The 25261-nt window shown below is 43.1% G+C and carries 20 protein-coding genes and 1 riboswitch; of the genes, 6 read left to right on the top strand and 14 right to left on the bottom strand.

Annotation, left to right across the window (positions count from 1 at the left end; genetic code table 11):
- Positions 1-8 precede the first annotated feature (8 nt).
- From ACGLYD_RS20435 to ACGLYD_RS20415, 5 genes are all read left to right on the top strand, one after another.
- On the top strand, positions 9-899 hold the full coding sequence (locus tag ACGLYD_RS20435) for a peptidylprolyl isomerase (protein ID WP_342539462.1): 891 nt from the start codon (positions 9-11) through the stop codon (positions 897-899).
- Positions 900-1213: 314 nt separating this feature from the next.
- Entirely contained in the window at positions 1214-2401 is a 1188-nt protein-coding gene (locus tag ACGLYD_RS20430) for a hypothetical protein (protein WP_187046436.1), read from the top strand.
- A gap of 40 nt (positions 2402-2441) precedes the next feature.
- Positions 2442-3677 carry a Zn-dependent hydrolase gene (locus tag ACGLYD_RS20425; RefSeq protein ID WP_399630287.1) on the top strand — a complete coding sequence of 412 codons (1236 nt, stop codon included), beginning with the start codon at positions 2442-2444 and terminating at the stop codon, positions 3675-3677.
- Positions 3674-4849 carry an amidohydrolase gene (locus tag ACGLYD_RS20420; RefSeq protein WP_399630285.1) on the top strand — a complete coding sequence of 392 codons (1176 nt, stop codon included), beginning with the start codon at positions 3674-3676 and terminating at the stop codon, positions 4847-4849. The genes ACGLYD_RS20425 and ACGLYD_RS20420 overlap by 4 nt, the downstream gene beginning before the upstream one ends.
- A 245-nt stretch (positions 4850-5094) precedes the next feature.
- The gene (locus ACGLYD_RS20415) at positions 5095-5637 is read left to right on the top strand and encodes a hypothetical protein (RefSeq protein ID WP_342539458.1); all 543 of its coding nucleotides are present in this window, start codon (positions 5095-5097) and stop codon (positions 5635-5637) included.
- A 712-nt stretch (positions 5638-6349) separates the two neighbouring features.
- Here the strand turns inward: ACGLYD_RS20415 and ACGLYD_RS20410 are convergent.
- The 3 genes from ACGLYD_RS20410 to ACGLYD_RS20400 are packed head-to-tail and all read right to left on the bottom strand — an operon-like array spanning position 6350 to position 9047.
- Positions 6350-7567: a M20 family metallopeptidase gene (locus ACGLYD_RS20410; RefSeq protein ID WP_399630282.1), complete on the bottom strand. Its 1218-nt coding sequence runs from the start codon at positions 7565-7567 to the stop codon at positions 6350-6352.
- An 18-nt stretch (positions 7568-7585) separates the two neighbouring features.
- Positions 7586-8317 (bottom strand): small-conductance mechanosensitive channel, encoded by a 732-nt coding sequence (locus ACGLYD_RS20405; RefSeq protein ID WP_399630281.1) that lies wholly within the window; start codon positions 8315-8317, stop codon positions 7586-7588.
- 22 nt (positions 8318-8339) lie between these two features.
- The gene (locus tag ACGLYD_RS20400; RefSeq protein WP_399630278.1) at positions 8340-9047 is read right to left on the bottom strand and encodes a DUF5058 family protein; all 708 of its coding nucleotides are present in this window, start codon (positions 9045-9047) and stop codon (positions 8340-8342) included.
- Positions 9048-9277: 230 nt separating this feature from the next.
- Between ACGLYD_RS20400 and ACGLYD_RS20395 the strand changes: the two genes are divergently transcribed.
- Positions 9278-11089, top strand: a complete 1812-nt coding sequence (locus ACGLYD_RS20395) for a helix-turn-helix domain-containing protein (RefSeq protein ID WP_399630275.1) — start codon at positions 9278-9280, stop codon at positions 11087-11089.
- A 50-nt stretch (positions 11090-11139) separates the two neighbouring features.
- Here the strand turns inward: ACGLYD_RS20395 and wrbA are convergent, their stop codons facing one another.
- The 11 genes from wrbA to ACGLYD_RS20340 all read right to left on the bottom strand — a co-directional run bounded on the left by wrbA (position 11140) and on the right by ACGLYD_RS20340 (position 24667).
- Positions 11140-11823, bottom strand: a complete 684-nt coding sequence (gene wrbA, locus ACGLYD_RS20390; protein WP_082786455.1) for an NAD(P)H:quinone oxidoreductase — start codon at positions 11821-11823, stop codon at positions 11140-11142.
- Between the two features lie 22 nt (positions 11824-11845).
- Positions 11846-12457, bottom strand: a complete 612-nt coding sequence (locus ACGLYD_RS20385) for an alpha/beta hydrolase (protein WP_067204585.1) — start codon at positions 12455-12457, stop codon at positions 11846-11848.
- Positions 12458-12475: 18 nt separating this feature from the next.
- Entirely contained in the window at positions 12476-13414 is a 939-nt protein-coding gene (locus tag ACGLYD_RS20380) for a ring-cleaving dioxygenase (protein WP_187046427.1), read from the bottom strand.
- Positions 13415-13748: 334 nt separating this feature from the next.
- Positions 13749-14951 (bottom strand): DUF3238 domain-containing protein, encoded by a 1203-nt coding sequence (locus tag ACGLYD_RS20375; protein WP_342539451.1) that lies wholly within the window; start codon positions 14949-14951, stop codon positions 13749-13751.
- A gap of 55 nt (positions 14952-15006) precedes the next feature.
- A complete protein-coding gene (gene thiE / locus ACGLYD_RS20370) occupies positions 15007-15666 on the bottom strand; it encodes a thiamine phosphate synthase (RefSeq protein ID WP_067204577.1) in 660 nt (219 codons plus the stop codon).
- A complete protein-coding gene (gene thiD / locus ACGLYD_RS20365) occupies positions 15659-16489 on the bottom strand; it encodes a bifunctional hydroxymethylpyrimidine kinase/phosphomethylpyrimidine kinase (RefSeq protein ID WP_067204574.1) in 831 nt (276 codons plus the stop codon). Before thiD ends, thiE begins: the two co-directional genes overlap by 8 nt.
- 79 nt (positions 16490-16568) lie before the next feature.
- Positions 16569-16674, bottom strand: a riboswitch (TPP riboswitch).
- Between the two features lie 376 nt (positions 16675-17050).
- A complete protein-coding gene (locus ACGLYD_RS20360; RefSeq protein ID WP_187046425.1) occupies positions 17051-17593 on the bottom strand; it encodes a histidine phosphatase family protein in 543 nt (180 codons plus the stop codon).
- Between the two features lie 212 nt (positions 17594-17805).
- Positions 17806-18336 carry a hypothetical protein gene (locus tag ACGLYD_RS20355; protein ID WP_187046424.1) on the bottom strand — a complete coding sequence of 177 codons (531 nt, stop codon included), beginning with the start codon at positions 18334-18336 and terminating at the stop codon, positions 17806-17808.
- Between the two features lie 11 nt (positions 18337-18347).
- Positions 18348-19529 (bottom strand): ParM/StbA family protein, encoded by a 1182-nt coding sequence (locus ACGLYD_RS20350; protein ID WP_067204556.1) that lies wholly within the window; start codon positions 19527-19529, stop codon positions 18348-18350.
- A 745-nt stretch (positions 19530-20274) separates the two neighbouring features.
- On the bottom strand, positions 20275-21189 hold the full coding sequence (gene hprK, locus ACGLYD_RS20345) for an HPr(Ser) kinase/phosphatase (RefSeq protein WP_067204553.1): 915 nt from the start codon (positions 21187-21189) through the stop codon (positions 20275-20277).
- A gap of 811 nt (positions 21190-22000) precedes the next feature.
- Positions 22001-24667, bottom strand: coding sequence for a DEAD/DEAH box helicase family protein (locus ACGLYD_RS20340; RefSeq protein ID WP_399630267.1), 2667 nt, complete (start codon positions 24665-24667; stop codon positions 22001-22003).
- Positions 24668-25261: the final 594 nt, after the last annotated feature.

Genomic DNA, 25261 nt, shown 5'->3' with positions numbered 1-25261 from the left:
ATTTAAAAATGCGTAAAAAAAGGTTATTCCCATTGTTAGCAGTCAGTCTACTCGCAATTATTCTAACTGTCACAACAGGCTGCTCAAAAGATTCAAAGGCGGCAGATGAAACTGTTGCAACTGTCGGTGATGAAAAAATTACGAAAGATGAATTATATGAAGTTCTCGTTCAATCTGCTGGAAAAGAAGCACTTACTGCAATGATTGACGATAAAGTCGTTGCACTTGAGTTGAAAAAAGAAAAAATCTCTATTTCAGATAAAGAAGTAGATGCAGAACTTGCAATATATATCGAAAATGCAGGTGGACAAGAAGCGTTTGACGCAGCACTTAAGCAGAATACAATGACTGAGAAAGAATTCAAAGAGAATATTATTGATTATTTATCTATCCGAAAAATAATTGAGCCACGTATTGAAATAACTGACGAGGACATCAAAGCGTACTTCGAAGAAAACAAAGAATCCTTTAACGAGGAAGAACAAGTCGCAGCCAGCCATATTTTAGTGGAAGATGAAGCCACAGCGAAAAAAGTTGCGAAGAAACTTGCAGATGGTGAGGATTTCGCAGCACTTGCAAAAGAATTCTCAACAGATACAATGAGTGCAGAAAGTGGCGGAGAATTAGGCTTTTTCCCACGTGGTAAAATGGTAGCCGAATTTGAAGAAGCAGCATTCTCCATGAAAGTTGATGCAATTAGCGACCCTATAAAAACAGAACACGGTTATCATATTATTCATGTAACCGATAAGAAAGCAGCAAAAGCTGCAACATTTGATGATCATAAAGAAGAAATAAAAGGACTATTACTAGAAGAAGGTGTACAAGCAGAGTACGTTAATTGGTTAGATGAAGCAAAATCAGACTATAAAATCAAGAATTCGTTACTCACAGAATAAGTTAAATATCGAAAAAACGTACTCCCTTCAATGCAGAATGATAGATACTGCGTTGAAGGGTTTTATTATTCGTTCTGCTTACATAGTTGAACGAATAATAAAACCCTTCAATATGCTGTACATACATAACAATTTGATTCATTTCAGATGAATTTCACCTACAAAAATAGTCGATTTACTACAACTCACTAGAAAGCGCTTTCACTCACTTCCTTTGCGATATATTATATGCAATGTATAAATTTCGCTATTATTCGACAGAATTTTATGCTATTCTAATTAAAATTCTATATTGTCTGAAAGGGGAGAATACTATGTCTCAAATGCTAGCTTTAGTTATCTTGGTCGCTATTTTATATATCGGAGATGTCGTCTCTGTCCGGACGAAAGCGTGGATTCCATCCGTTTTCGTCTGCGCTGTCCTCTTCCTGCTAGGTTATTGGACGTTTTTCCCGCAAGATATTGTTTCGCTTGCCGGCGTACCGCCTACTGTCGCATCAATGATGATTTATTTACTCATTACCAATATGGGTACATTGCTATCACTTCAACAACTGAAAGAACAATGGAAAACCATTTTAATTTCCCTTGCTGGAATTTTAGGGATTGTCGTTGCCCTATTCGGAATCGGTACAATGCTATTTGGTATTGAAACAATCATCGTTGCAATTCCACCTCTCGTCGGCGGTGTTGTATCTGCGTTGATCATGTCAGAAGGTGCTGCCAACGCCGGACTCGCAACATTGGCTGTATTCGCGATTGTCATTTACGTGATGCAAGGCTTCGCGGGTTATCCTCTTACGTCAATTGTTCTTAAAAAAGAAGGTAAAATGCTTCTTGAAAAGTATCGTAAAGGCGAACTGAAAGAACAAAAAACCAGTACTCAAGCTTCAGTTTCAGAACGACATGAACTTAAGCTATTTAAGAAGATGCCGGATAAATTCAATACAGACTACTTTAAGTTTTTCCGACTCGCACTCGTCGGATTCCTTGCGTATCTCGTTTCTACATTGCTGGCACCTATTGTGGTAATTAGTCCTTATGTGCTTTGCTTATTGTTTGGTATTATTGCAACAAGTATCGGCTTTTTGGAACGTCACGTACTGCAAAAAGCAAATGGGTTTGGATTAGCAATGATGGCACTTATGCTGTTTATCTTTGACGGTTTGAAAAAAGCGACACCTTCCATGATGATGGAAATTTTGTATCCACTCGTCGGCTGTATCGTATTGGGCGTCGTCGGTATGTACATCTTCTCGTTGTTCATGGGGAAAGTACTGAAAGTCAGTAAAGAAATGGCATTTGCTGTTTCGTTAACTGCGTTATACGGCTTCCCAGCGGACTATATTATTACCAACGAAGTCATCAATTCATTAACGGAAGATGAAAAAGAAAGAGAAGCACTGACAAGTCACATGTTACCGCCAATGCTCGTCGGCGGATTTATAAGTGTCACGATGGTTTCGGTTATCCTTGCGGGCCTCTTCGTCGGATTCTTGTAATGAGCTAATTTAGAAACTAATCAAACGAGGAGGACTAGATATGACAGCCAATCAACAACGGATTGAACAACATATCGAATTGTTGAGCCGATTTACAGCTACACCAGGTGCGGGTGTAACGCGGCTTACATATAGCCAAGAAGATTTACAGGCTCGGAATTATATTAAAGAAAAAATGGTGGAGTACGATCTAACAGTGACGGAAGACGGGTTCGGCAATATCTTCGGCAAGCTTGAAGGAGCTTTACCTGACGCACCTTCCGTTATCGTCGGCTCTCACTTTGACTCTGTTCCAAATGGTGGCGCGTATGACGGTGCTGCAGGTGTTGTTGTCGGATTAGAAGTGGCTGCACTGTTCAAAGAGAACAATCTTAAGCCAGCCTACCCGCTTGAAATCATTGCGCTTGTTGAAGAAGAAGGTTCCCGTTTTGGCGGTGGCCTAATGGGCTCACGTGGGATGATGGGTTTATTGACAGCAGAAGATTTCAAAACACTTGCTGATAAAGATGGCGTTTTAGCAGTAGATGCGATGGCAGATATCTCGGTCAACCCAGCGAATGAGAAAAAACGAGATCCGAAAACGATTAAAGCCTTTCTAGAGTTGCACATCGAACAAGGCCCTATTCTCGAGGAGACAAACATTCAAATTGGTGTCGTTGAAGCAATTGTTGGACTGACTCAATTAGAAGTGACTGTACAAGGCCAAGCTGGACATGCCGGTACAACACCAATGGATCGACGCTCCGATGCACTCGTTTCCGCGGCACAAATCATTGCCTCCCTGCCAGGTATTGCAAGCGGTGAAGGTCAAGGAACGGTCATTACAACGGGTCGATTGAATGTCTTTCCGAATGGCGCAAATGTTATCCCAGATAAAGTTGTCTTCAGCGTAGACATTCGTTCAGGTAAAGAAGAGCATGTATTGAATGCAGTTCGCAAAGTGGAAGAATTGATTGTACAACAAGATGGCAATGGTATTCGCACGTCAATTGAACAGCAACTCTACATTGAACCGAAAGAACTCGATAGCAGCATCCGCTCTTTATTAAAAGAAGTGAGCGACCATCTTGAAATTCCTTATTGTTCAATTAATAGCGGTGCGGGCCACGATGCAATGGTATTCTCAGATTATACGGCTTGCGGAATGGTGTTCATCCCAAGCAAAGACGGGCTAAGTCATTGTCCGGAAGAATGGTCGGATCCAGGTCACCTTGCAGACGGCACGACTATTATCTATGAAGCGGTAAAGCGATTAACGGAGGCTAAAACAACATGATCAATCAAAAAGTAAAAGATGCTATCACAAACTATAGCGACGAACTGACGGCACTGCGACGCAAATTACATAGCGAACCAGAACTGTCGTTCGAAGAAGTAAAAACAACAGCGTTCGTTTGCGCCTATCTAGACGAACTCGGTATTCCCTACCGCAAGACTGAACCTACAGGCGTTATTGCTGAAATTAAAGGCGCGGCGGGCGGCAAAACAGTCGCACTGCGCGGCGATATGGATGCACTCTCTGTTGAACAATTAAACACGCATGTACCTTATGCCTCCAAGATTGAAGGGAAAATGCATGCATGCGGCCATGATGCACACACATCGATGTTGCTAATCGCTGCAAAAGCATTATCCGATGTGAAAGATGAACTGCCGGGTAACGTACGCCTGCTCTTCCAACCCGCAGAAGAAATTGCGCAAGGCGCAAAAGCGATGGTCGATCAAGGTGCCATGGACGGCGTCGACAATGTTTTCGGCATCCACATTTGGTCGCAAATGCCGACGCATAAAGTTTCTTGTACACCAGGCCCCTCATTCGCTGCAGCTGACATTTTCAAAGTCCACTTCACAGGTAAAGGCGGACATGGTGCCATGCCTCAAGACTGTATCGATGCAGCACTCGTTGCTTCTTCGTTCGTCATGAATGTCCAGACTGTCGTTTCACGGACGATTGACCCGCAACAAGCAGCGGTCCTGACTGTCGGTAAAATGGAGGTCGGCACGCGTTTCAACATTATCGCTGAGAATGCTCTGATTGAAGGAACCGTTCGTACGTTCAATCAAGACGTCCGCGATCAAATCGAAACAAGCATTTCACAATACGCCAAAAGCGTCGCTGACATGTACGGCGCAACTGCGGAAGTTGAGTATATTCGTGGAACAGAACCGGTTATCAACGACGAAGAGAGTGCGAACCTTGTTCAACAAGTTGCAACTGAAGCATTCGGTCCAGACGTTGTCTATGATGAAAAACCGACGATGGGCGCCGAAGATTTCTCGTTCTTCCTCGACAAAGCGCCTGGCAGTTTTGCACTTGTTGGTAGTGGTAATCCTGAAAAAGATACGGAGTGGTCACATCACCATGGAAACTTCGATATCGATGAAGATGCGCTCGTTACTGGAGCAGAACTATATGCGCAGTATGCATGGGCTTATTTGAATAAGTGATTAATTGAAGGAACGGAAAAGTCGATTTGGCTTTTCCGTTTTTTTGTGCTTGGCGGTGATAATAGGCTCGATGGCGGTGATAAACCCCATTGAGTCGGTGATAACACGCTCGATGCCGGTGATAAACACAGTTGTGTCGGTGATAATATACTCCGCGGCGGTGATAATCTTGTTGCAGTTAGTCATATAATCGGTGTGCTATGATAAATCTACTCACTACAACTCGATTGAAAAGAGGTGTTCCTATGAATTTCATTGCTTGGACAATCGTTGCGTGCGAAATTGGTTTCTGGGTCGTCATTGCTCTCGGACTTATCACCCGCTATATTTTCAAACGCGAAAAGCTCGGTTTTTTCTTCCTTGCTTTGACACCAGTTATCGATTTAGTATTACTCATCGTCACAGCAACTGACCTATACAACGGGGCAACCGCAACACAAGTGCACGCCATCGCGGCAATCTATCTCGGGTCCTCTATCGCGTTCGGCAAAAGCATAATCCGCTGGGCTGATGAACGGTTTCGTTACTACATTCAAAAAACGGGCACAAAACCGGTGCGTAAAGCCGGATTTGAATACGCTCGACACTCGATGAAAGGCACATTGCAGCATCTGCTCGCTTATATTATCGGCGGTTCTTTCCTTGTCGCAATGATTTATTTCATTGGGGATCCAGCAAGGACAGAAGTACTATCCTCTACTTTGAAAGTATGGGCACTCGTTCTCGGGATTGACTTTGTCATTTCTATTTCGTACTTCATCTGGCCGCGTCCGGAGAAAGTTAAATAAGCTAATTGCAAAAGCCGATCTTTTCGAAAGATCGGCTTTTGAGATGAAGTTACTTATTTCTGTTCTAATCGTTTAATAGTACTCCAGATGCCTAGACATACTTCGGTTTTTATAAGGCATATGATCGGATGCGCGGGGGTTATGCTTGGTTCACTTGTTATATGATCGGACGCATGGGGTTATGATCGGTTCGTCTGTTATATGATCGGACGCATGGGGGTTATGATCGGTTCGCCTGTTATATGATCGGACGCGCGGGGGTTATGATCGGGTCACTTGTTATATGATCGGACTCACGAGGTTATGCTCGGTTCGCCTGTTATATGATCGGACGCTCGTGGGTTATGATCGGGTCACTTGTTATATGATCGGACGCTCACCGGTTATGATCGGTTCGTCTGTTATATGATCGGTCGCGCGTGGGTTATGCTTGGTCCACTTGTTATATGATCGGCTGCACGGGGTTATGATCGGGTCACTTGTTATATGATCGGAAGCACGGGGTTATGATCGGGTCACTTGTTATATGATCGGATGCTCGCGGGTTATGATCGGGTCACTTGTTATATGATCGGACGCTCGGGGGTTATGATTGGGCGCACCAAGGTTACGCTCGGACGCAACCGGGTTATGATCGCCCATTCTTTCACCAAAGATCAACTAGTTTCCAAACAAAAAAACCGACCTATTCAATTGGCCGGCTTTCGTCTCATTAACCAATATCGTAATAACTACAGACAACTTCAGCAACAGATTTTGCTGAAACCAGAAGGGCATCTTCATCAATATCAAATTTCGGGTGATGATTCATGAACGCCCTTTCTACACCTTTAGGTTTGCAACCAATATTAAAGAAAACGCCTGGAACTTTTTCCAAGTAATACGCAAAGTCTTCTGACCCCGAAAAGACGGGGAATTCCACAACTTCTTTGATATCGGGATCATCTGATTTTTTCAAAATGGAGACAACTTCTGCAGTCACCGCTGGGTCATTATAAAGCGGCGGATAATCAGCCGTATACGTCAACTCGCACGTGACGTCAAACTCCAGTTCAATGCCGCTCACAATGCGATGAATTTCCCGGGAAATTAACTGCTGCGTATCCTCATTCATATACCGGACATCACCTTCAAGCTCTATGCTATCTTTGATAACATTAAACGAACCTTTTCCGTCAAATGAACCGATTGTAACAACACCCATTTCAAACGGATTTAAACGCCTACTGACAATGGTCTGGATAGCCGTTACAAAATGAGCACCTGCAATAATCGGATCGTTCGACTGATGCGGGGATGATCCATGACCGCCACTTCCTTGAATCACCAATTTAAAATACGTTCTCCCCGCCATTGCAAAGCCGCTGCGATAACCAATCGTACCTGTTGAATGCGAAGGGAATAAATGCGTCCCAAAAACCAGATCCAAATCATCTAGCACACCTGATTCAACAATACTCTTTGCTCCACCCGGCGGCGTTTCCTCCGCATGTTGGTGAATAATTTTAATTGTACCCGCAATCGATGATTTCATCTGAATGAGACAATCCGCAAGAATTAACATGTACGCGGTATGCCCGTCATGTCCACATGCATGCATCACGCCATCATTTTTCGATTTGAACGGAACATCTGTCGCTTCATGAATCGGCAACGCATCAAAGTCAGCACGGAGTCCGATTGTCTTACCGGGCTTATCCCCTTTAATTGTTACGATGATTCCATATCCATTGCCAACATTCGTCTGCACTTCTACATCTTTTCCTTTATAAAAGTCAGCGATATATTGTGCAGTTTTTTCTTCTTTAAACGACAGTTCCGGATTCTCATGTAAAAAGCGTCGAATTGCTATCATTTCATCTTTACGACTTTCTAGCAGTAGCATTAATTCCTTTTTCGTCTCAATTACTTCTTCTACTCGTTGACTCATAACTAGTAGCCCCCTTTATTATTCTGCTGCCTTTTTGTTTTTTAACTTCTCAAGAAGTATACAAGCAACGACTGTTCCTAGTATACAAAGAAACGTTTTCATTGAAGCCGGTACCGGGCCCAAGTTAACCAGTAGTCCAAAAGCCAATCCAACGATGCCCCATAGCGGTTTCTTAATGGCAAATTGAGCAATAACCCCACCAAAAATGGCTGGCAGGACAAACTGGAAGCTATCGGTCAAAGTTGCCGGCAACAATGCAATCAGGTAAGAACCGAAAAGAATCGCGAACACAAGAATGACTGTATTGACGATGGAGGCGGCTGCTATAGCGAGTGTTGCTGTTACTTCCCCTTTTTTCGTCCCAGGTTCTGCACCGACTACACTTTGAGCAATTGATGCACTTGGCAGACACATATTACCTATATTTCCAGTTAAAAAAGCAAGATAAGTGCCCGAAACACCCAAAATCGGATAATAACTAATTGGCTCAATAAACCAGACTACCGCAATAATCGATGCATAAGCAAGGAACCCGGACAGTATTGGTGACCATCCCGGATGAATATCAAGACCAAACGATAGATAGAGAGGCAAAGCCAACGTCAGTACGATAACACTCCAAATCGTCAAGCGTCCCCAAAAATGTGATTTAGCATGAAACGTTGCAAAGTCGAGTGTTGCATCTGTCTCGTCCGTCCGTAAATCCCCTTGCATCATCACTTCAGTTTCCCCTTCATTCATAATCGTCATACCGTTTCTCCTGCCTTCCTCGTTAAGTTAGTAACAGTCCTATTGATAACCCCACAACAATCACTAATCCGAGAGACCATTCTCTTAACCAACTCATTTTAAACTTATTAGAAGCCCATATGATAACCGGCATGACAAGAAATGCAGCTATAAATACCACCGTCTCATTGATCCCTCTTATCATTTGCCCTGCACCAAAATAACCAAAAGCCCCTATCATTGCTGCAGTCGAAACAATACTCAACAGTTTAACATTGCTATTTTTTCTCGAAATTTTCTCTTGAAACTTACCTAGTGATTTCGTGAATAACGCAGTAACCAATAACCAGCCCATTCCACCAAGACACATGACCCAAACTGCAGTCGTGAATGCTTGTTCAGTAAATGTCGACGAACCCAGTTCCGAGCCGGCCGCCTGTGCTCCTAGACTCGCGCCGACCGTTTCGATTGGTGCCGATCCGACGATACCGATTCGCATGAGTGTAACCGGATTTCCAAGGAAAGTAATTAAGGAAATCGCGACGATAATAATTGCAAAAGAAGGCCCTAACGAACTGATTGCCCCCGTCCGCACGACCGACTTCACCTCCAAAGTTGTCAGTCCAACAGAGGGAGCTGTTTTTGAAGCAAGCCTGATGAAGACAACTGCTTGAAATATAACAATACCAATGACGAGAGCCGCAATAATCCATATTGGGAAGCTGTTTGCTACTTTCAAAACTTGTTCCATCTTCTTTCCTCCTCATTACGTTTTGTCACCGGCAATTTTATACGGTTACTATTTTCGTATTACAACTAATTCATAGGGTAAATAATAAAGCGCTCACATTGTTAGAATTTTTACTCTTTTCAATTTATGTTCATTACTATACACTGGAATTAGTGTGATAACAATGTTCATTCATACACTGTTTTAGTGAATTATATAGATATTTCTACACCACCGAAAGGAGAAAAGAGATGAAAACAGATAAGACAACTAATCCTTTATTACAAGGGAAGTTAAGGGATGTCGAACTGACAGTTTTAGTCGACAGCATTCGTTCAATCACTTCCAGTTTGGACCTTGACGAAGTTTTGGGGGAAATCATGCGGAATGCACTCAAAGTGATTCCAGCTACAGATGCAGGGTATTTAATGCTTTACGACGTGGGGACAGAGCGGCTACTAGTAAAAGCACCACTTGGGTTTAATGACAACATTTACAATTTCAAAGTGAAACCAGGAGAATCTATTACAGGGACTGTATTCGAGGATGGGCTAGGACTGATATTCAATTCCAAAGGAGAAATACTCAAGGCAATGGATTATCACCATGTTTCAAAATCGAACTTTCATCATATTATTTCATCCGCAAACATCCCAGAAGCACTTATTTGCGTACCCATTTCCATTGAAGACAAAAGGATTGGCATCATGATTACTCATCAATGGCATCGAAAAAAAGTGTTAGATGAACATGATCTCCTCCTACTGCAGGCGTTTGCTGAACAAGCCGCTATCGCCATTCAAAATGCTCAGTACTTTACAGAAGCGAATAATCGAATCGAAAAAATTACGCAGTTAAGTGCGCAGCTGGAAGAACGAAATATTCAACTTCAAAAAAGGCATAAAGTGCATGAAACATTGACCACTATTTCGTTGGAGAATAAAGGTCTCGAGGCAATCGTCCATGAATTCAACCTAATGCTCAATTCACCCGTTACCTTTTTCAACGTCATTGAAGACAAATTCTATTTACATGACCCTAATGAAATACCTAATTTCGATCAATTTGAACTGAAAAAAATCTTTTTAACAAGAAGGAAACCTATCCACCTCAAAGCGAATCACCCTTCCGTAAAAACCTATTATATCTACCCTGTTTATAATGGCCCTGTTTTTCTTGGGTGTTTCCTGATTCACGTGACCGAAGAAATTTCCGAGTCAGACCGAATTGCACTCGAACAAGGAAGTTCCATATTAGCTTTGGAATTAATCAAAAATCAAACCGTCACTGAATACTTTTATAAAAAGACGCACGAACAGTTCCTTGCGCTGTTAAACGCAAAAAACGATGATCATCTTGAAACACTAGCAAAGGAGTTCGGTCTAAACGCCTCCACACATTGGTTTATGGCGATTTTTGAAATACCGAATTACACAGATTTGCAGCTACTGGAAATCAAGATTCACCATCTAGTCCTGAAATTAAAAAACGAACTACCCAAGACTGAAACAATGATTTATGGGTTACAAAATCGAGTCATCTTCTTCGCCTCTATAACAGAATCCAGCCACTTTAAGATCTTCCAACAAAAGTTCAACGTCGTCAAAGAAGAGTGGGATGCGAAGGATCAGCATTCTTTCCGCGCTGGCATTAGCTCGACTTATAAAGGATTACACGCCATTAAAAAGATTTACGAAGAAGCGAACAAAACACTGACCTACCTAACCTCACGTAATCGACTGGATATCATTCGTTACGAAAACATTGGATTAAACAAGCTCTTTTTAAATCAGTCGCCCAGGGAAATCCAACAATTTATCGATGAGGTCTTTCTTCCCCTATCCTACCCTCATGAAAAAAAGTCCGAGTTGGAAGAAACCTTGCTGACCTATTTCGAATCAAACCGTTCCGCTACAAAAACAGCTGAAAAACTACATATTCACATCAACACACTATACCAGCGCATTCGGAAAATTGAACACGTACTGCAACTCGACTTAAACGACAATGAAGACTCCTTGAAAATACACCTAGCCTGTCATCTACGTTCTACTTATGTATAAAAATCGAAAAAGCCGACCCATCATAAGGTCGGCTTTCTTCGTATTACGTGTTATGCGTTCATACTTTTCAATGCTGTTCCAACTTTTACTGTACGTCCCGCCTGATGAGCAACTGCCGCTTTAATTGCCGCTTCGTCATCCGCTATTTTTCCATCTTGTCCGACAGTTACGCTTGTACCGTACGGGTTACCACCAGCTGCAAATGTAACTGCGTCGGTGAAACCTGGTGCCGCAACAATTGCTCCCCAGTGGTACATTGTTGTGTATAAGGAAAGAATTGTTGCTTCCTGACCGCCATGTGGGTTTTGTGCTGAAGACATTGCGCTTACTGCTTTATTAGCGAGCTTGCCTTGGAACCAAAGACCACCTAATGTATCGATGAAACTCTGGATTTGCCCAGGTACATTACCGAAACGTGTCGGTACACTAAAGATAATCGCGTCCGCCCACTCAAGATCTTCTCCTGTTGCAACAGGTACATCTTTCGTTGCTTCAGCATGCGCTTTCCAGCCCGGAGATGAATCGATTGCAGCTTGTGGAGCTGTTTCAGCCACTTTCATCAGTCGTACTTCAGAACCTGCTGCTTCAGCCGCCTCTGCAGCCCACTGTGCCAATTGGTAGTTCGTACCGCCTGAACTGTAATATACGATTGCTGTTTTTGTTTTTGTCATGTTTACCGTCTCCTCTTTACTTGTTGTAGTGTTTTTGCCGAATAACCTGTCTAAAAAACTCATTTTTTTATCTCCGCTTCTCTTTTCATTTCACAAATGTTGTTTTGTACCACTCTGCCGCTGCGTCCACTTCCGTACGCGTTAGCGAATGACCATTCATTTCCCAGTGAACTTCCGTCACTGCGCCCGCGCCTGCCAATAATTCCTTGAGATCTTCTGACTCCTTCGCAGGGCAAATCGGATCATTTTTTCCTGCGGTGATGAACACCGGAATGCCGGCTAAATCTGGCAAGTCGATTCCACGCCTCGGTACCATCGGGTGATGAAGAATTGCGCCTTTCAAAGCCTCTGCATAATGGAACAGCAGGCTTGCTGCGATGTTCGCTCCATTAGAATAACCAACCGCAACGACATTCAACCTGTCAAAACTATTTTCTTTTGCAGCTTCATCCAGAAACGCATTCAATTCCTTCGTACGGAAGATTAAATCCTCCTCATCGAATACCCCTTCCGCCAATCTACGGAAGAAACGCGGCATGCCGTTTTCAAGGACATTTCCTCGAACACTTAGTACCCCAGCATCGGGGTCAATTAAGTCGGCAAGTCCCAGTAAATCCTGTTCTGTGCCTCCTGTGCCGTGAAGCAAAAGTAACACCGGTTTTGAAGCATCTTTTCCTGGTTTATAAATATGTTTCATAGTATATCTCTCCTCGTATCAATCAATTTCGCGCACTTCAAAAGGGATCAAAGAAGATTCCAGCTGTTCGCGACTGTGCTCATATTGCGTTGGAAGCATAAGATTTTCTCCCATCGTCTCCACGGACTCGTCATGTGCAAAGCCTGGTGCATCCGTTGCAATTTCAAACAAAATATTTCCGTGTTCTCGGAAGTAAATCGCATTGAAATAGTTTCTGTCTTTCACCGGAGTCACGCCATAACCATTCTCTTCAACAAGTGATTTCCAGTCCAGTTGATCCGCATCATCTTCAGCGCGCCAAGCGATATGGTGTACTGTGCCGACACCCATTTGTGCACGACCTGATGATGTTGTTTTCAAATCGACGACATTGCCAATGTCCGCTGTTGAGCGAAACCGGATGTATTCGCCTTCTTCACCGATTTTTTCAAGCCCCATAACTTGTTCAAGAAGATGAGCCGTTTTTTCAGGTTGTGTAGATAATAGCGTTGCGCCGCCAAACCCTTTTATAGCGACATCCGCTGTTATTTCACCAACCATCCATTCATTCTTTACCCCATCTTCTCGCTCGACAATCTCAATTCTCAAACCGTGTGGATCATCAAATGATACATACGTTTCACCAAAGCGGTTTGATCTGCTAAACGCAATCTTAAATTTCTCAAGACGGTTTTCCCAGAAAGTCATTGCCCCGACCGGTACTACGTACGACGTAACACCGACTTGACCATCCCCAATTGTTCCTTGGCGAGCATTAGCCCATGTGAAAAACGTAATGATCGTACCCGGTGCACCGTTTCCATTACCAAAGTAAAGATGATACGTCCCCGGATCATCGAAGTTGACGGTTTTCTTGACAAGACGCAACCCAAGAACACCCGCGTAAAAGTCGACGTTTTCTTGCGGATGTCCGACGATTGCAGTTATGTGATGAATGCCCATTGATTTTTTCGTCATATCAATTCTCTCCTCGAATTAGTAGAAAGTTATTTATCTTGAATTCAAGGTAATCATATCAAGCAGAGTTTTCTTTGTCAACGAGTTGGCTTGAAGTGAATAAATCAGATGTAAGAAACGAGTCACCGCCTGTCTTGTTAAATGATAGACGCTAAAAAATAAATAAAGAGGCTATCTAAGATAACCTCTTGTCACAGTACATTCATTATTACCAAGGTTCATCCTATCGAATAGTAGGGATGCATAATTCGCTATCTACGCAACTCATATTTTTCCTTTCCGGATAAACAATGAACTCCTTCCATTTATGACAACGGAAGGAGTTCATTGTTTACTATTCAAAATTAGAGATTCGCCAGTACTGCCAAGCAATTACCTCGGACATCCACGCGAGCCCCTTACTTTCCGCTTGGTGAATTGGTTTCCATTCATTCTCTTCACCGCGCATCAGGTAAATCTCATGATGGGGCGCCTGATCGTGGTAACCCGTCATATCAAACGTTCCGTCCCGCCTCATAACTGCCCGCACTTCATAGTTAATGTCAGGGGCCGTTGTAAGGGGATTGCCGACAGCATGCAGAAGATGAAATCCCGCTTCGTCTTCCCCGTGATTTGTCCGTTTCAACGTAATCCCATCGTGTGAAGCGGTTGCTTGTTTCCTAAAGCGCTTAAAAGCATCATAGACAATCGATGGCCCAACATCCCTTGTAAACGTCAACGGAGAACGTTCAAGGTCATATGCCAGTTCGATGTCCACTCGGGTCCGATAACTGGCTCCATTTGAATCGAATCCCCTGTCATCCCCTTTAAAATAACGATTTCGCGATAAAAGATTCGGATTCAACACCCAGTCATCCTGCAAAAACGTCATGTAGCGGAACCCCCACCTATCTACATTCGGGAGACGAACTCTGTCTTGAACAGGCGTCAGCAACTCCCTCGGCTTGGCAATGGATTTTGTCACCGAAAACTGTTCAATCACCGCTTCTGCCTTCGACGAAACCGGATTCAACAGCCCAAAAACAGTGGAGACAATCGACTGAAAGACGTTGAATCGTTCTTCCGACTTCGCAAGTGAACGCTTAGATTTAATCGTATACGTATAGATTTCATCCAACGAAAAATCCCTGTCGATGTAAGAATTACCGACCGCCGTTGTCATATGCGTCCCATTTCGGTAGACATCATATTCAGCGACATCTTTAATTTCCTCCCAAGACAATGCAATTTGCGTCTTTGCGACAATCGTTGTCATGACAAGTGACTGAAGCGGACTTTCTTTGTTTTTCTGTTCAGCAAATGCTGACGTTTGCAATGCAATAACGTCAATTACAATACCATCTTCAACACGTTCGATTACGTAATTATATAGTTTCGCATGCTTGAAATCACCGTCACTAAATTCAGAGACCGTTCCTTCATACAAATGATGCCCGTCTCTATAAACTTTGTAAGTTCCGCCGACATCATTCCATGTGAAATAGATTAGATCTGCCTTATGCAAAACGGTTTGTATTTCAAACAGTTTCTTTTTCATCCGCACACCACACCCCTTACTTGGAAGTGTGGTATATTTCGCGAGCAGTTAAACATTACATTTCAATACCTGTTAATGAAAGAAGGACCGCACCTTTTAAACGACTTGCTGCTTCTCCAGGATCTTCTTCTCCAGAAATTGCAGAAATAACCGCTACCCCTGACGCACCCGCTTTAATGATAGCACCGGCTCTGCGTTCTGAAATTCCACCAATCGCAACAATAGGTAAACCAGGTAACAACGATGCCACTTCCCTAATTGTCTCGATACCAATAACCGGTTGCGTATCCATTTTCGTCTGTGTCTCATAAACTGGACCTAGACCGATATAATCAGCCCCAGCATCAGCTGCCGCAATCGCTTCTGTTACATTATGCGTAGAAACACCTATTAGCATGTCTGGACCAACCTTGTCACGCACTGCTGAAATATATCCGTCTTCCTGCCCGATATGAATACCGTCTGCACCAATTTCAATCGCAAGACCTATATCATCATTGACAATGAAAGGTACACTATATTGTTCACATAATTGCTGACACGCTTGTGCAAAAGCCTTCAATTCTTCACCCGTTAATGCACCAGGCCCTTTTTCACGTAATTGAAAGCTCGTTATACCACCCTTTAGCGCCTCTTCTAAGACATGTAACGGGTCGCGTCCCGCCAAATTCACTGTACCCATGATGAAATATAAGTTAACTGTTTGCTTATCCATAAACTACAACCCCTTCCATTGTCTTGTTACCGCGGCGTCCATATGCCCAGTGATTCGTCGGACCATGGCCGCCACCAATTTTAAGTCCATCTTCAATTGCTGCGTGGATAAAACATTTTGCAGAAACAACTGCATTCGCTGCCGTTTCCCCATTTGCCAAAAACGCTGTCAGTGCCGCCGAATACGTACACCCTGTTCCATGCGTATCTTTCGTATCAATCCATGGTGCGCGAACCGAGAACCGTTCCCCGTCAGCCCCCATGAACAGATCTTCCGCATAAGGCGCTTCTTTCCGGTGGCCCCCTTTAATAAGAACCGCCCCCGCGCCCAACGCTATTATATGTTTCGCCGCTCGTTCTATGTCTTCATTCGTCTTTATTTCCATTCCTGCAAGCACTTCTGCTTCTGGAATATTAGGTGTAACAATAGCTGCAAGAGGTACAAGTACAGTCTTCAACGCTTCAACCGCCTGTCTTTCTAACAATGAAGCACCCCCTTTCGCAATCATCACCGGATCAATGACAAGTGGAATTCCGCTCCAATGAAACGCCTCTCCCACTGCATAGATAATTTCTGTCGAAAAGAGCATCCCTGTCTTAATCGCTTTAACATCAAAATCTTCAATAACTGCCTGTATTTGCGCTTTAATAATAGCGGTGTCAACCGGCTGTATCGCCGTCACTCCAAATGTATTTTGCGCTGTCACCGCTGTCAGTGCCGACGTACCGAAAACACCCAATTCTTGGAACGTCTTCAAGTCTGCCTGAATACCCGCACCACCACCACTATCCGACCCCGCAATTGTCAATGCCACACGTACCATTCGATTCGCCACCCTTTTATTTATACTAAAAAGCCGCTTCCCGGTGGCGTAAGAAAGCGGCTAGCCATTTAACTATTCGTAAAAGGCGTACCCACTTTCCTACGCCGGTATAATCCGGATCAGGTTCCAAGGGTCCGCGCATTCATGCACGTCTCAGCCTAAAAAAGGCTCCCCTAGTGGTTGTTAAACTATTCAGCTTTGTAGCAAGTGTAACATATCTAGTGTGAGATTGTGGGAATGTTTGGTCCATTTTCAATAGAAGCATAGAGTAATGGAAATAAAAAACTCCATCAAATAGGTTCAATATATATAATAAACTCGTTTCACGTGGTAACAGTTTATTCCATTCTATCGTCGATAAGAGTATAGTTAGTGACATAAACAGAAAGAAGGCGCAGTTTATGCATAAAGCAGACAGCAGACCGAATAATCCCGACAAATCCATGTGGATCAGTCTTTTCGGGGCACTCGTTATTATTGCAGTGGTCATTATTACTAATCTTACAATGGGTTAACATTCACTAAAACCTAGATAGGCCGACATTACAGCGGCCTGTTTTTTTATTCAGAACCCCAAATTCTTTCCACTTCTGAGTCCCCATCCTTAATCCGTATAACATACACGTCTGGATTCGTCAGTGCCTGCCACTGCCCAAAATCGAATCGTTCATCATAACAACTTAATAATAGCGCCATTAAATTCCCGTGTGTCACAAGCACTGTCCGCGAACCGTCACCCAGCTCATCCACAACATCACAGACCCTCGACATCGCTTCACTCGAAGATTCCCCACCCTCATATTTTAGATGAAGGTCAAAAAACGTATCTTCCAGCTTTATCAACCAATCCTCGAAATCCATTGAACTTAGCACGCGCTCCATAAGCCGACTATCCACCTCTACATGCAACTTCTTCCGCTCAGCTATAGGCCAGCCCGTCTGACGTGCACGAGAAAACGGACTCGTAATAATCCGATCCACTTCGATATCTTCGAAAAACGCTACAAGCTGACCCGCCTGCAGAATCCCTTCAGCAGTCAATTCCGCGTGTGGTGCCTGTCCTTCTGCGGAGCAATGACGCACGATGTAAATAACTTTTTCCATAACCGCTTCACCCCATTCTTCTTACTAAATAGACATACAGCCCATTCGTAAACTAGCTGTAGTCATCCCTATTACTCTTTTTCCCTTGTATGCTCCAAAGAAAACATCTCAATGTTTTAGATTCCTTAGAAATCACAACAAAAAGTGCCTGTACAATAAACCATCATGAAAATTTAAGCATTCATGGTGGTTTCTTATGCAGGCACTCACTATTATTTATTCATCTGGGCAAGGAAGTCAGCTAAAGGGTCTTCCTCTTCTACAACAGAGGTTTCTTCTGGCTCCTTTAACTGTTCCCAATCAAAATTATCCAGATCATCCTCTATGTTAATCAATTGATGTTCTGTTTCCACCTCAACGGCAGCGCTCGTTTCTTCCTGCAAATATAATGCTGCATTTACATCTATTGCATTGCTGTTCAATGATGCAAAGAGAGAAGCTGTGCGGATTGGATCGGACATCAACTGATAGACGATACTCCCTAGTAGCGCCTCGGAATGTTCGTGCTTTAACCAATCACGTTGCGCTTTAGTTAACCCTTTTGGGAGCGGAATTGTTATGGCCTCTCTATGCTTTAAAAGTGAGTCATTCACCCCATCTATCACGAACTCCGCAATTTTACTGGAAAAGTTTCTTCTTTCGACTTCTTTTAACTTTTGCAGTTGCTTTAGTGTGTGGTCAGATGTATCTGATGGGAGACGAAATGTAATGGGCTGTCCCCTTTTTAATCCCGCGTCATTCATGCATAGTCACCTTACTTTGTTTTAACTAACTTTTCTTCTTCTTTAATTTTGACTTGTTGATTTTTTTTCGCAAAGTCTGAAATTAACTTGTAATAAGCGTTGGCCATCATCCAAACACTTTCTTTTTCATCTTCAAAGAAATCGATATTATAACCATCTAAGCTATTATTTAACGTTTTAAGATAGTCTTTAAGGACAATAGAGCCTCCGCCGATGAAATAGCAGATCTCAGATTGCGAGTTTCTTGCCCATACATTCCGTAAATGGCGGTATTGCTTTTTCGCTAACTCCAAGAGAATCCGATCTACAATGTCATGAACACTTGTCCGGCTTCCTTTTACCATAATATGATTACGGTTATTTTTCTTCGTTATAATATCCACAACATCTAGACGACTGTCCAACTCTACGCCATGTCTAACATAAATTTCTTCTCGAATAGCATCCAGAGACTCTGAAACACCCAAGTTAAAGCCTTGCGCCTTATCATCATCAACTTTACGATTCCTAATAACCGCAACATCCGTTGATAACCCACCGATGTCTTGTATCAAGATTTGTTTATCGATTAATTCTTTATTAATGATGTTTAAATTATTATCCATTACAAGGTTGATAAACGCAGCAAAACCTTCCGGATAAACCTTTACTTCATCAAATTTAATATTTACTTTTATACCTTGATATTTAGGTGTAACCAAAAACTCTACTTGGTGAACAGAGCTAAGCAATTGGGAACGATAACCAACGTCTTTCCCTTCCTTTACTTCTCTCAGTGGAAGTCCTGTACCTAGTGTATACGTAGCTTCAATCACATTATTATTCCGTTTAAAAATACCTTTATTCTCATCACGTGCTGCATCTATTGCAAGTGCCGCGAACAACATCACCAAAGTTTGATCTTCCTCAGATTTGTTGCTACCTGGATCTAGTTCAGTTGAATTACCACTTTTCGTAGCAAGATTCCCAACACGGTAAATAGCGTTGTTATCTTTTAATGTTGGAGAGTGCAAACGAATATGAATGCCATCAGTAGGCTCTTGGTTGTCTAGTTCTTCAATGCCGATAATCGGACGATCTGCAATATCTTGTGCAATTACATTGGGTATATTGAGTTCTGCTTCCAATTTACCGAAAATGGCTTTTAATGAATCGTTTCCTACGTCAATTGCTGCAATACGTGTTTCTGTCATAAAAATCATCCTCCCCAATTATTCTATCTTTCTATTGAAATGGTACTGGAATTTTGTTGGCAGGTCAATCCAATCCAACTATTTAACACACAAATGTAATATTGTGTACCTAGCTGTAAACTTGTACACATTAACGTATACACCCGCCATCACTGGTTGCGTACGTGTTTGTACACTTGTACACATTAATGTTTACAAATGTATACATTAACGTACACAAGTACACCGTAATGTATACATCCACAAAAATAGTTAAGATGGACGTTTACTCAAGTTCGATATAAGCCCTCCTTCCCCTTCCCTTCCTAACTTCAAGCTGAAGCAGAGCTTGCTTACCATTCAATAAAAAGGGTATTTAACAAATAAAACCCATTAGACATTCCCTTACTTTTCTAAAGTGCCAGTGATTATAAGTTGTTATTCGATCTGTTCCCACCTTCATTACAAGCATGCGAGCTGTTGACCAAGCAATTTCGGCTTCTCAGTTTCGCCTCTAACATGCCTTTACGGGTTAAATAGTATCATCAATCACCAATTAGCTTACGCCACACTCCAGGCCCCCAGCTGCATCTAGGAGTAACCTGACTAATAATAGGTGGCCGAACAAGACAAAATGACAACCATTTCATACACCAAAATAAAAAACACCAAAAAAAGTAGACATCTATTTGAATGTCTACTCATTTTCACGTTTTTACGTACTCCTACTAATTATTCCAAACCCACCAAACGTTGCTACTCAATACTAAGGCGTATCTGACTCAATCCGTTTCATGAATTCCTCTACTGCGCTATAACCTTGCTGCTTTAAATACCAGTTATTTGCAGCGGCTTCAATCAAACCTGCGATATCACGCCCTGGTTGAAGTTGAATTTGGATATGCGGAATCTGTACGTCCATGTATTCCACAAACTTCGTTTCCTGCTCTAATTCATTATTCAAGTCATTTTCTTTCCACTTAGTTAATTCGATATCCAGTGCAATCCGCGTTTCATCCTGGAAAGCGGCTCTTCCATAAAGGCGCACCACATTTAACAAGCCAATACTACGCAACGCAAGAAATTCTTTGCTGTTTTCGTCGTGCGTCCCGAGCAAGGTTTGTGGGCTAAGCTTTTTCAACACCACGACATCATCTGCCACAAGCCGATGTCCCCGACCAATCAATGTATGAGCCGTCTCGCTTTTCCCTACACCAGACTTGCCGCGGAGTAGAATACCCATTCCCGATACATTGACGCAAACGCCGTGTATTGCAATTTCTGGAGCCATTGCTTTCACAACATACGCATCTAATTTCGCACTCAATTCACTCGTGGAATCACGAGTGCGTAACACCGGGATTTTCTCTTCCGTACAGTATTGAATCAGGCCCAGTGGCTCTTCCTGCTGGGATGTAATGATGATACATGGGGGCGCATATTGAACAATATTTGCAATCCGCAGCATACACTCCTCAAACGTCAGCGTATGAAGGTAATTAACTTCATTTTTCCCCAGAATTTGAACATGTTCTTTTGCAATAAAATCAAATATATCCATAAACTCTAATCCTGGACGACGTACTTTGGATTTTTTTATAATACGATGCAATTGGTCGTGTCCGCTTAACACTTCCAAGGAAAACGTATTGACTATCTCTTCAATCGTAATCGTTTTCATGAACAGCCTCCATTCTGCAGTCTTCTTACATGACCTCTTCGTTTACTTTACCACCAATTGGAGCTAATTCTTAGCGACTATCTCCGACTTAAAACTACACTAAATATGTTGAACAAATGAATACGGCGTATGCGCTTTACATGGGCTTTTGGGAGGCCACTGAAAAAGCCCTTGTACTGGAAATGAATTAGGATTCCCACTAATACCGCTTCGACGCTTTGTGGATGCCTCCCGCGATAAGCCAGAAAGGAAATCACTTTCGGTCTTATCGCTTCGGCTACCACGAAGTCGCGCCTTCGCTGGATGGTCTATGTGAGAAAGCGCATTTCGTTATCTGTGATGGAATCTGCAAGCTGGAGTACGTCTTTCTTGACTATAAGTAGTATCAACTAGTAATCACATTATAGTCTCGGCATATAAATCTTAAAATCACATTTCTCTCGATAATGAACACCCTAGCGCAGGCGCAGCAAAGGCTTACGACGAAAGGCATCCCCAAAGCGCCAAGTGTTTTACAACCCACACCCCGAATTAAGAGGAAACTGAAAAAGTTCTTTTTTAAAGTAAGAACTAGTTGATTGTAGTGAAGAGCGGCGACTCCAGCGGGAACAGCGCGAGCTGAAGACCCCGCAGGAACGCAGTGACGAGGAGGCTGAAGCCGTGCCCGCGGAAAGCGTCCGCTCGGAACGGAAATCAACGGGATTGAAGGAAATAGGACTTTTTCAGTGACCCCCGAATTACAACTCTCTCATTATTGAGTACCACAACAGATTCAATGGGATTCTTTAATTCAACATATATACATGCCTACTTACCGCCATCCACTGGTCCGTTCTACTGTTGGTACGAACGAACTGGATAATGCCTTCATCCTTGCTTCTAGCAATTTAAGACGCCCCTCGACAGTTCTTGTGTAGATGAAGTCTGACTTTCCAACCCGACGTTTCCACTCTTCCAAGAAAAAGTTCACATATTCTTTCTTTTGTCCGATTACTTGCGGGATAGCATGATAATCAGATCTCTTCCAAAGTTTTCCTGCCTTACGAATTAGTATATATCGTGGATTTTCAATTGGATTAAGAAATTCCTTCAATGCGGTCATGAAGATTGTCTTCTCATGCGTCGTCCCTTCTTCAAGCCAGCATGTATATATCCCTCCGCCGTCTCGCGTCACCCGGATCATCTTGTTATGGAGTGGCGTTATAACAGCACCTGCATGAAGCATGGATGCATAGACAGTTTCCGCAATCTCTTTCATACTCGCTTCTATGGAAGGATGCTTGCTATACAACTTCACCGTTTTATAGCAAGAAGGTGCTGCAAAAAGGAGCCCGAGCACTGTCGCAATCGCCATTCCTTCTCCGAATGAAAACGCACCAAGCTTTCGGAAAAGATTGCTAAAATCGACTACTGCTTCTAAAGCGATAAACCCCGTGATCCACAAAAGACCTCTCAATGTGTTATCTAAATAATATGGACGCGGCAAGGAGCGTTTATCCGCCACGATTTCCTCGGTCATTTCACGGCCTCCATCAATGGCTCTTTGCCAACGGACGAAAAAAGTGTCCCGTTTGCCCGCACGTTGTACCATTTCATGATTTAACATATTAACGCGCTCCACCGTGCCTGGGGGAGCGCCAGTCTCCAGTCGAGCAATGCCCGTTTCGATGATATCTCGCTTTGCTCCTATGCCAATTAGTGATCGAAATCTCCGCGTTAGATTATCATAATCCGCTCCTCCACCTGCATCACTTCTATCCACACAGACCAGATGCCAGATGGAAGACGTTTTAGCATGATCATTTCGATCTGTCCGAATCGCACGTCCGCGCATTTGATTTGACAGCATAAAGGAACCGACATTAGACGCCAAAATAAGTGAATTTATGCAAGGCGCATCCCATCCTTCTCCAAGGAGGGCGGCCGTCCCGGTTAGTACATCCACGCCGCCCCTTTTGAGAACTTCGGTCATTATTGCGACCATCTGTTGCCGATCACCCGAGCCCACCTCAATTCTGATAAAGGACGCATCAACGTCAAGCGGTGATGCAACGACTGTCAACCCACGGTTATTTGCTGCTTCCTCAAATATGGACCATGCACTCACTGGAAGGACGACAATCGACCCAGTTAGGATGCCTGGCTTAACTAATGGACCGAGTTTTCTACGCAGTACTTCAAATATCGGCACGACACCAAGGCGAGCAAATGGACGCTCATCTCCTTTTTTTAATGGCATATCCGCAGCTCGAATGTAATCTGTCAAAATAACCATGCGGAGCTGTTCACCGAGAATTGCTTTCTCCGCTTTGACGATTTCTTCTATACTCTTCAATTTTGATGCACTATGTATTAGTCCCCTCTTTATGGACGCATTTGAAAGAAGGACGACTTTCCGACGTTCCACCGCCCCGATACGTGTTAAACGTTTTCGTATATCCTTTAAAATGACATCTTTATCATCCACCTGAAATAGCAAGCCTGTTAGTAACTCTTCAAGCCAAGAAAGCGACAACTCCGGCATTTGGTCATCTTTCATTCCGATGATAGGCAGGGCATGGGTGTATGCTTGTGAACCGTTATTTTTCAAGAACAAAAGCATACTGGAAAAAACACTTGGACTGGACAAAATCTGCTCTACATGTGCTTCTGGTTCTGCTATCCATGGATGCTTTTCGAGATACATCACAAATTCTTTATCCTCGATCAGTTGCTCGATGAACTTATCCACTTCGTCACGAAACTCTAGAATTCGCATCATTTCATCCGCTTCAGGAATTGAATAGTGAATAAAATCCTGGTGTGGACAAAGTTCCGATGCTTTCACAAGCTCCGGTACCGATATTTCTAGATCAATCGGTCCGCACAATGCGACATAACGTTGCCACTCTGCAGCACTTACATCGAAAGGCGGTGTGGCAGTTAGCGCAACGACAACAGGTTCACCAAGTCTCTCCTTCACATCCATCATCGTCCTCCACCAAGATGTGCGAAGATGGTGGGCTTCATCCAATATTAGTGTGCCAAAACCAATCTGATCTAGTTGACGGATTAGATCGTCACCACTTCCAGTCATACTGTCTTCTACCGTTTCATCGTCAATCTGATCTTCACCATCATCGGTTATTTTTTCTTCTTGTCTATTAAATAGACTATGTAGCGATTGATATGTCGTCACCGTGACAAATGCAGGTTCCTTTAAATTAGTCGACATCCAGGTAGGAAGTTCATCTCCAAGGAAAAGCTCGGTGAACCGCTCCATCCACTGCGCCCGAATGGCCACGGTCGGCGCAACAATTAAGGTCGGTCGATCAAGCCGAAGCATAACTTCAAGACCTAGGACCGTTTTTCCAGATCCCGGTGGCGCCACGAGATGAAGATGCCCATTCACAAGATGACTTTCCAGTTCGTTCAGTATGCGTCTCTGATATGAACGCCACTCATAACAGAATTGGATGTTATCCGGAAACCGTTCCACAATTTACTCCCCCTTTGACAAGACTGGTCTTCCATACCCCGCTCATTTTTACTTATACTCAAATTATACCAAATGGACACCACCTTTTCTTACTTGTTAGCGGAAAGTTTTATCTACAGAAACTCGTGTATTCGACTTTAGATCCTGAAACTTTTTATGGAATGAAAAACAGCGTCCTTTTTTTGCAGACGCTGTTTTGAATGACTACTTTCATTTAAAGCAAATACAGAACCCTTTCAGTGGCCTCTATCCACAAAACACTTTGTTTCCACTATCTTCACAGTACTAGACTATTTGTTTCAGAAAAAATATTGTCTATATATGTTGAATTAAAAAATCCCATTGAATTTGCTGTGGCGCTCAATAATGAGAGAGATGATGTAATTCGGGGTATGGATTGTAGAACGCTTGGCGCTTTGGGGATGCCTCTCGCCGTAAGCCTGGATTAGCGCTTCGCATCCAGTCTTACGGCTTCGGCGACCCCTTTGCCGCGCCTGCGCTAGGGTGTTCATTATCGAGAGAAATGTGAATTTGAGATGTATATAATGTGATTACTTTTTGCTACTCATTATATTCAAGAAAGACACACTCCAG

Origin of the sequence: Sporosarcina sp. SG10008 (assembly GCF_044569405.1) — a bacterium.
GTDB classification, from domain to species: domain Bacteria; phylum Bacillota; class Bacilli; order Bacillales_A; family Planococcaceae; genus Sporosarcina; species Sporosarcina psychrophila.
Note: the sequence above shows the minus strand (reverse complement) of the source record. Positions and strands in the feature narration are given on the sequence as shown.

What these genes read in the sequence shown, in the direction of transcription:
- ACGLYD_RS20435 (WP_342539462.1), top strand. Translation starts at nt 9, where the DNA reads ATGCGTAAAAAAAGGTTATTCCCATTGTTAGCAGTCAGTCTACTCGCA.
- ACGLYD_RS20430 (WP_187046436.1), top strand. Translation starts at nt 1,214, where the DNA reads ATGTCTCAAATGCTAGCTTTAGTTATCTTGGTCGCTATTTTATATATC.
- ACGLYD_RS20425 (WP_399630287.1), top strand. Translation starts at nt 2,442, where the DNA reads ATGACAGCCAATCAACAACGGATTGAACAACATATCGAATTGTTGAGC.
- ACGLYD_RS20420 (WP_399630285.1), top strand. Translation starts at nt 3,674, where the DNA reads ATGATCAATCAAAAAGTAAAAGATGCTATCACAAACTATAGCGACGAA.
- ACGLYD_RS20415 (WP_342539458.1), top strand. Translation starts at nt 5,095, where the DNA reads ATGAATTTCATTGCTTGGACAATCGTTGCGTGCGAAATTGGTTTCTGG.
- ACGLYD_RS20410 (WP_399630282.1), bottom strand. Translation starts at nt 7,567, where the DNA reads ATGAGTCAACGAGTAGAAGAAGTAATTGAGACGAAAAAGGAATTAATG.
- ACGLYD_RS20405 (WP_399630281.1), bottom strand. Translation starts at nt 8,317, where the DNA reads ATGACGATTATGAATGAAGGGGAAACTGAAGTGATGATGCAAGGGGAT.
- ACGLYD_RS20400 (WP_399630278.1), bottom strand. Translation starts at nt 9,047, where the DNA reads ATGGAACAAGTTTTGAAAGTAGCAAACAGCTTCCCAATATGGATTATT.
- ACGLYD_RS20395 (WP_399630275.1), top strand. Translation starts at nt 9,278, where the DNA reads ATGAAAACAGATAAGACAACTAATCCTTTATTACAAGGGAAGTTAAGG.
- wrbA (WP_082786455.1), bottom strand. Translation starts at nt 11,823, where the DNA reads ATGAGTTTTTTAGACAGGTTATTCGGCAAAAACACTACAACAAGTAAA.
- ACGLYD_RS20385 (WP_067204585.1), bottom strand. Translation starts at nt 12,457, where the DNA reads ATGAAACATATTTATAAACCAGGAAAAGATGCTTCAAAACCGGTGTTA.
- ACGLYD_RS20380 (WP_187046427.1), bottom strand. Translation starts at nt 13,414, where the DNA reads ATGACGAAAAAATCAATGGGCATTCATCACATAACTGCAATCGTCGGA.
- ACGLYD_RS20375 (WP_342539451.1), bottom strand. Translation starts at nt 14,951, where the DNA reads ATGAAAAAGAAACTGTTTGAAATACAAACCGTTTTGCATAAGGCAGAT.
- thiE (WP_067204577.1), bottom strand. Translation starts at nt 15,666, where the DNA reads ATGGATAAGCAAACAGTTAACTTATATTTCATCATGGGTACAGTGAAT.
- thiD (WP_067204574.1), bottom strand. Translation starts at nt 16,489, where the DNA reads ATGGTACGTGTGGCATTGACAATTGCGGGGTCGGATAGTGGTGGTGGT.
- ACGLYD_RS20360 (WP_187046425.1), bottom strand. Translation starts at nt 17,593, where the DNA reads ATGGAAAAAGTTATTTACATCGTGCGTCATTGCTCCGCAGAAGGACAG.
- ACGLYD_RS20355 (WP_187046424.1), bottom strand. Translation starts at nt 18,336, where the DNA reads ATGAATGACGCGGGATTAAAAAGGGGACAGCCCATTACATTTCGTCTC.
- ACGLYD_RS20350 (WP_067204556.1), bottom strand. Translation starts at nt 19,529, where the DNA reads ATGACAGAAACACGTATTGCAGCAATTGACGTAGGAAACGATTCATTA.
- hprK (WP_067204553.1), bottom strand. Translation starts at nt 21,189, where the DNA reads ATGAAAACGATTACGATTGAAGAGATAGTCAATACGTTTTCCTTGGAA.